This is a genomic window from Bacteroidales bacterium (assembly GCA_018334875.1).
GTDB lineage: Bacteria > Bacteroidota > Bacteroidia > Bacteroidales > UBA12077 > JAGXLC01.
The window spans coordinates 1-5612 of record JAGXLC010000095.1 but is presented as its reverse complement, the minus strand read 5'-3'; the positions used below and the strand labels follow the sequence as shown (position 1 = coordinate 5612).

At 44.9% G+C, this 5612-nt stretch carries 2 protein-coding genes; one reads left to right on the top strand and one right to left on the bottom strand.

The features are described from left to right. Positions 1–143 precede the first annotated feature (143 nt). Complete coding sequence (locus KGY70_09590; GenBank protein MBS3775429.1) at positions 144–3953, top strand: SNF2 helicase associated domain-containing protein; 3810 nt, start codon at positions 144–146, stop codon at positions 3951–3953. Positions 3954–4071: 118 nt separating this feature from the next. Here the strand turns inward: KGY70_09590 and KGY70_09585 are convergent. After that, positions 4072–5612, bottom strand: a 1541-nt coding sequence (locus KGY70_09585; protein ID MBS3775428.1) for an AbgT family transporter, incomplete at its 5' end; no start/stop codon positions are given.

Sequence of the window (5612 nt, the reverse complement as noted above, 5' to 3'; positions counted from 1 at the left end):
TAATCAAATGACAATGCGACAATCAAACATCTCATGATTGTTGATATCCTACCCCAACATTGTTTATAAATTTTATGGTAAGCTCCTATCCTGAATCTGAGGATTTGATATTTTTGTATTCTCATTAAGCTTAGGTAAAGAATATGAAAACCAACCAGGTTATACAAACGGTAATTGATTATTATATAGACGTTAATACTTCTCATCCCGTAGAACGCAGGGGTCTCGAACTCTGGAGGGGAGGTCACATTACCGGGATATGGATTACCCTCAAAAACACATTACAAGTTTCAGTCCTCAGTTCCGGACGCGATGAGGAATATCTGGTGGAAATCGAATTCAGGGGGAAAAACAACCTGGAAACCTCCTGCAATTGTCCTTACGATCATGGCGGAATCTGCAAACATACGGTGGCAGCATTAACAGAATGTAAACTTGAAAATCACCTCAATTCGATTTACAACAGAAAAAGGGTGGATCCGAAGAATGTATCCCTTACCGCCGCATCGATCGGTGAGAAAAGGCTTGAACGTTCCATCCCCGCGGATTTGGAAAACAAGGTAAGTCAGTTGACTGTTCCTGAAAACATTCAGATAAAGAAGGATAAGAACGGCACCTTCAAAGCAAACGTCCACGATGGAGATACAACCTATTCCGTCGTGCTCAATAAAAAGCAATACGAAACCACCATCCATACTTCCTGCACCTGCAGCGATACCGGACACATCCTTTGTGCCCATAAGCTGGGGGTATTACTCTTCATATCCCGTCGCTACGGAGAACATGCCTTTGAATCCTCTCATTCGTGGGAAAAAGAAAAGAAAGCGTTACTGGATGACTATGGTTATACCCCGGATAATTATCCCGCTGACAAACTGCGCTTCTATTTCTATGAAGGAAATCTCTTTCTGGAAGTTTTGGATCCTTCCATCACCAAAATATCAGAGCTGACCAAATTCAAAGGTTTTAAGAATCCCCCACCTACCGAAAAGGAACTGCATCTCCGGAATGGCAATAAAAACCATCTGGAAGAGACCTCTCTCGGCTACGTGATAGAAAACCGGACCACCTTTTCAGGCCTTCACCTTCCCAGAATAACACCAGTTCATGGTAAATTGCGTAAAGACCGCACCGCTCATAAACAAACCCTTGAATCACTGGATCAAATCTATGATATAGAATCTATTCTGAAAGATATATCTCCGGAAGATCAGGAAATCATTTCACTGAGCAACGAGTACCGGGATGCAGAAACCCGGCTAAACAAGGATCTGCTTGCTGCAATGGAACATGGAAAGACACACTGGTATGCCATTTCAGAGGAAGAAGCCCGGCAGGTCCTCCCCCGGTTAAACGATTTCTCCAGGTATTACCTGAATTATCTTCATCAGGTACTTCCAAAAATGAAAAACAAATATGTTTACTTCAGTGAATGGATTCATAATTATGCCCGATTCCCGGCCAAAAACCTGGAGCCTGTTAAGATCAACACGGAAGAGTTCCTGGAGAGCAAACTGGAGGTGGAGAAAAAAAAGGGACACATCGAACTCACCTTTTCCATAACCCTCAATGGCAAGGTACCCATGGGACCCATTAATGATATGCATTATCCCGTCTGGATCAACTTGGAAGACAACGAAATCCACACATGGAAAAACCACCACCACTTCCTGCTGGCCGCTCACTTCAATTTTTGGGAGGAGCGGGTAATTGAAATTCCTCACGAACAGTGGCCAAAAATATTCGAGACGTTCATTCAGGAAATCCAGAATAAAATCCCTGTAGAAATGGATAAAAGCATGGAGCCAAAAGAAAAAAAGGTACAACCAAAAACCAGGATCAAGCTGACCGAAACCGGTAATTTCCTTCTTATCTATCCCATCGTGGTTTACGGCGATAAAGAAGTGCTGCTCAACGAAGCAGGAAAAAACCTGTACGATACAGATGAAGAGGGGTTGTTAACCGTTATCCCCAGGGACAAGGAATATGAACAGAACATCAGAGATTTTATCGTTGATCTCCATCCTGGCTTCAGCCCGTTTACCGAGCAGGAATACTATTTCCTCCATGTAGATGAAGTGATGAAAAAGATGTGGTTCTTTGATTTCTTTGAAAAATGCAAGGAAAAGGGTATTGAAGTATATGGGCTCAAAGATCTCAAAAAGATCCGTTACAACCCCAACCGGCCTTCTACCAGCTTCAGTGTGAAATCCGGCATTGACTGGTTCGACATGGACATGCAGGTAAACTTCGGTGAGCAGTCGGTATCGCTAAAAGAGGTCCGCAAGGCAGTGATGAAAGAACAACATTATGTCAGGCTTGGGGAGGATAATTGGGGACTTCTACCCGGCGAATGGCTGGAGCAATGGTCAAAAATGCTTAAGTTCGGTAAAGTTCAGGATGGCAAGCTCAAATTAAGCAAGCTCCATTTTCAGCTTATTGAACAATTGTATGATCAGTTGGATGACGATGCGGTGGCGAGAGAAATTGCAGAAAAGAAACAACTGCTGCAATCCTTTGATTCGATTGAAGAAGTATCCACTCCGGATGGTGTTCAGGCAGAGCTGCGCAATTATCAGCAGGCCGGGCTCAACTGGCTGGTCTTTCTTCACCGGTTCAAATGGGGCGGTATTCTGGCGGATGATATGGGCCTGGGAAAAACCCTGCAAATGCTTTCCCTGTTCCGGTACCTCCAGTCTCAGAACGGCAGTAAAAGGCAGCAATTTCTCGTTATAGCTCCCACCACACTGCTTTTCAACTGGGAAAACGAAATACTCAAGTTCACACCGGGCATGAAGTATGTAGTTCATTGGGGCCAGCAACGGACAAAGGACAGCAGCACCTGGAAAGACTATGATATCATACTGACCACCTACGGCACCCTCACCCGTGATATCGAATGGATGAAAGATTTTGAGTTCACCGTTGCCGTTCTGGATGAATCACAGGCCATCAAGAATCCATCCTCGTTGCGTTTCAAGGCGGTGAACCTGATCAACGCCACCTACCGATTCACGCTGACCGGCACACCCATTGAAAACAACACCATGGAACTGTATGCCCAGATGCAGTTTGTCAACCCGGGATTGCTTGGATCCCAGAATTTCTTTAAAAAAGAGTACGCCATTCCAATTGATAAAAACGGCAATAAAGAAAAAACCCGGGAGCTGCAGCAGTTGATCAAACCCTTTCTGCTCAGAAGAACCAAGGAAAAGGTGGCCAAAGAACTGCCGCCAAAAACCGAAATACCGCTTTTCTGCGAGATGGAAGAAGAACAGAGAAAAGTGTATGAAGCTTTTAAAAATGAATACAGAAATCAGGTGCTCAGTAAAATTGATGAAGAAGGACTTGACAAAGCCAAATTCAATGTGTTGGATGCACTGACGAAGCTGAGACAGATATGCGACTCTCCTGCCCTTATGAACACGGAAGAAGATTATGGCAACAATTCTGTAAAACTGCAGGAAATTTTAAGGCATGTAAGGGAAAAAACCGGCAAGCACAAAGTGATCATCTTCTCCCAGTTTGTAAGCATGCTCAAACTGATCACCCGTGAGCTGGATAAGGAGGGATTGGTTTACAGCTATCTGGACGGCTCAACCCGTGACCGGAAACAAGCCGTGGAAACTTTCCAGGAAGATAATCAATGCCGCATCATGGTGATCAGTCTGAAAGCCGGCGGATTGGGTCTCAATCTTACCGAAGCAGACTATATTTATCTGATCGATCCATGGTGGAATCCGGCCGTAGAACAGCAGGCCATCGACCGCACGCATCGCATCGGGCAGGACAAGCACATTTTTGCGTACAAGATGATCTGCAAAAATACGGTGGAAGAAAAAATCCTCAACCTTCAGGAAAGAAAGAAAACCCTGGCAGAAGACCTCATCACCGCAGAGCAGAGCTTTGTCAAGAAGCTGAGTGAGGAGGACATCCGGGCCATATTTGAATAAAGAGCAGTCGCCGGAATAAATACAAATTAAAATTTCTGGTTAAATAGAGTCTGTCTATAATATCCGCTGGCTGCGTTACGCTCGTTTTTCATGCCAGTCAATTATATCAAGGCCCAGGTTACATAAAAATCCCCTCTCCCACTCCGATGGGGAGGTCCAATCCGAACCATACAAACAGCAATATAAGCCACATAAGGAAAAGAATTATAGCATAAGGAAATAACAGAGATATGACGGTTCCTATGCCCAGATTTTTATTGTATTTATGCACCCACCCCAGCAAAAGCGGGAAGTATGGATAGATTGGTGAAATGCAGTTTGTAATGGAATCCCCCACCCGGTACATCAATTGAACAAAAGCGGGATTATAACCGATCTGGAGTAGCATGGGTATAAAAACAGGAGCAAAAATGGCCCATTTTGCCGAGCCGCTTCCCATGAAAATATTAATGACAGCGACAATGATCATAAACAATGTGAACATCAAGGGACCGGTAAGACCTGTAGCCTCTAAAAATTCGGCACCTGAAATGGCCAGTATGGTATCAAGCTGTGACCAGTTAAAAAGGTTGATGAATTGAGCTACCACAAGCATTAAAACGATATACCCCGACAACTCCTTCATTCCATTCTCCATGAACTTAAGCACGTCATTCGGTTTTTTTATCGTACCGGTTGCTTTACCAAAATAGTAGCCTGGTATAGCGAAGAAGAAAAACAATATGGGAATAAGCCCTCTTAAAAAGGGTGAAGGGACGAGACCTCCCGTTTCGGGATCACGCAGGGGTGCCCCTGGCGGTGCAACCAACAGGGCAATAAAGATCACATAAATCAATAATGCAATACCGGCACGCTTAAGACCTCTTCTCTCATCTTCGCTTGAAAGGGTCTCCGCCGTATCCGTATCCGCTGACAAATCGCAGGCTAGTTTGTTGCACCTGGGGAGGGTGAATTTCGATACTACAAAAGCGCCTACAAGCCCAAGTAAAATGGTGGATACAATCATAAAATACCAGTTAGACGTTGCACTGACTTCCATCCCGTCAGCTACCCGCTCGGTTACGGAGGTACTAATGCCGGCCAGCAACACATCGGTGCCGGCAATGAACAAATTGGCGGTAAAACCGGCCGTCGCTCCTGCATATCCGGCTATCAGACCGGCGATGGGGTTTAGCCCCATCTGTCTGAAAATAAGGGCCGCTATTGGAGGAACAATAACCACTCCGGCATCGGAACCAATATTGCCACAGGCTCCTATAATAAATATAACCGGTAATACAACTTTATTGGGTACTGAAAAAGCAACGGTCCGCATGGCAACACTAAGCAATCCGCTTCGTTCGGCAACGGACACACCCATCAGCATAACCAGCACCAGCCCAAAAGGTGCAAAATGGGAAAAATTGGTTACCATCTCCTGCACAAAACGGCGCAATCCCTCTCCGGAGATCAGGTTTTTAACCTCCACCACCTCGCCTGTTGATGGATCCGTGGCACTAACTCCCAAATAAGAAGTTATACCGCTTAAAATCACAACAAATATACAAATCCACACAAAGATCCAGAATGGGTGTGGAAGCTTGTTCCCAAGCAACTCGATCCAACGTATCAATCCCGATGATCCTGTATCCTGGGCCTGACCGTTTGTATTATCTGAAT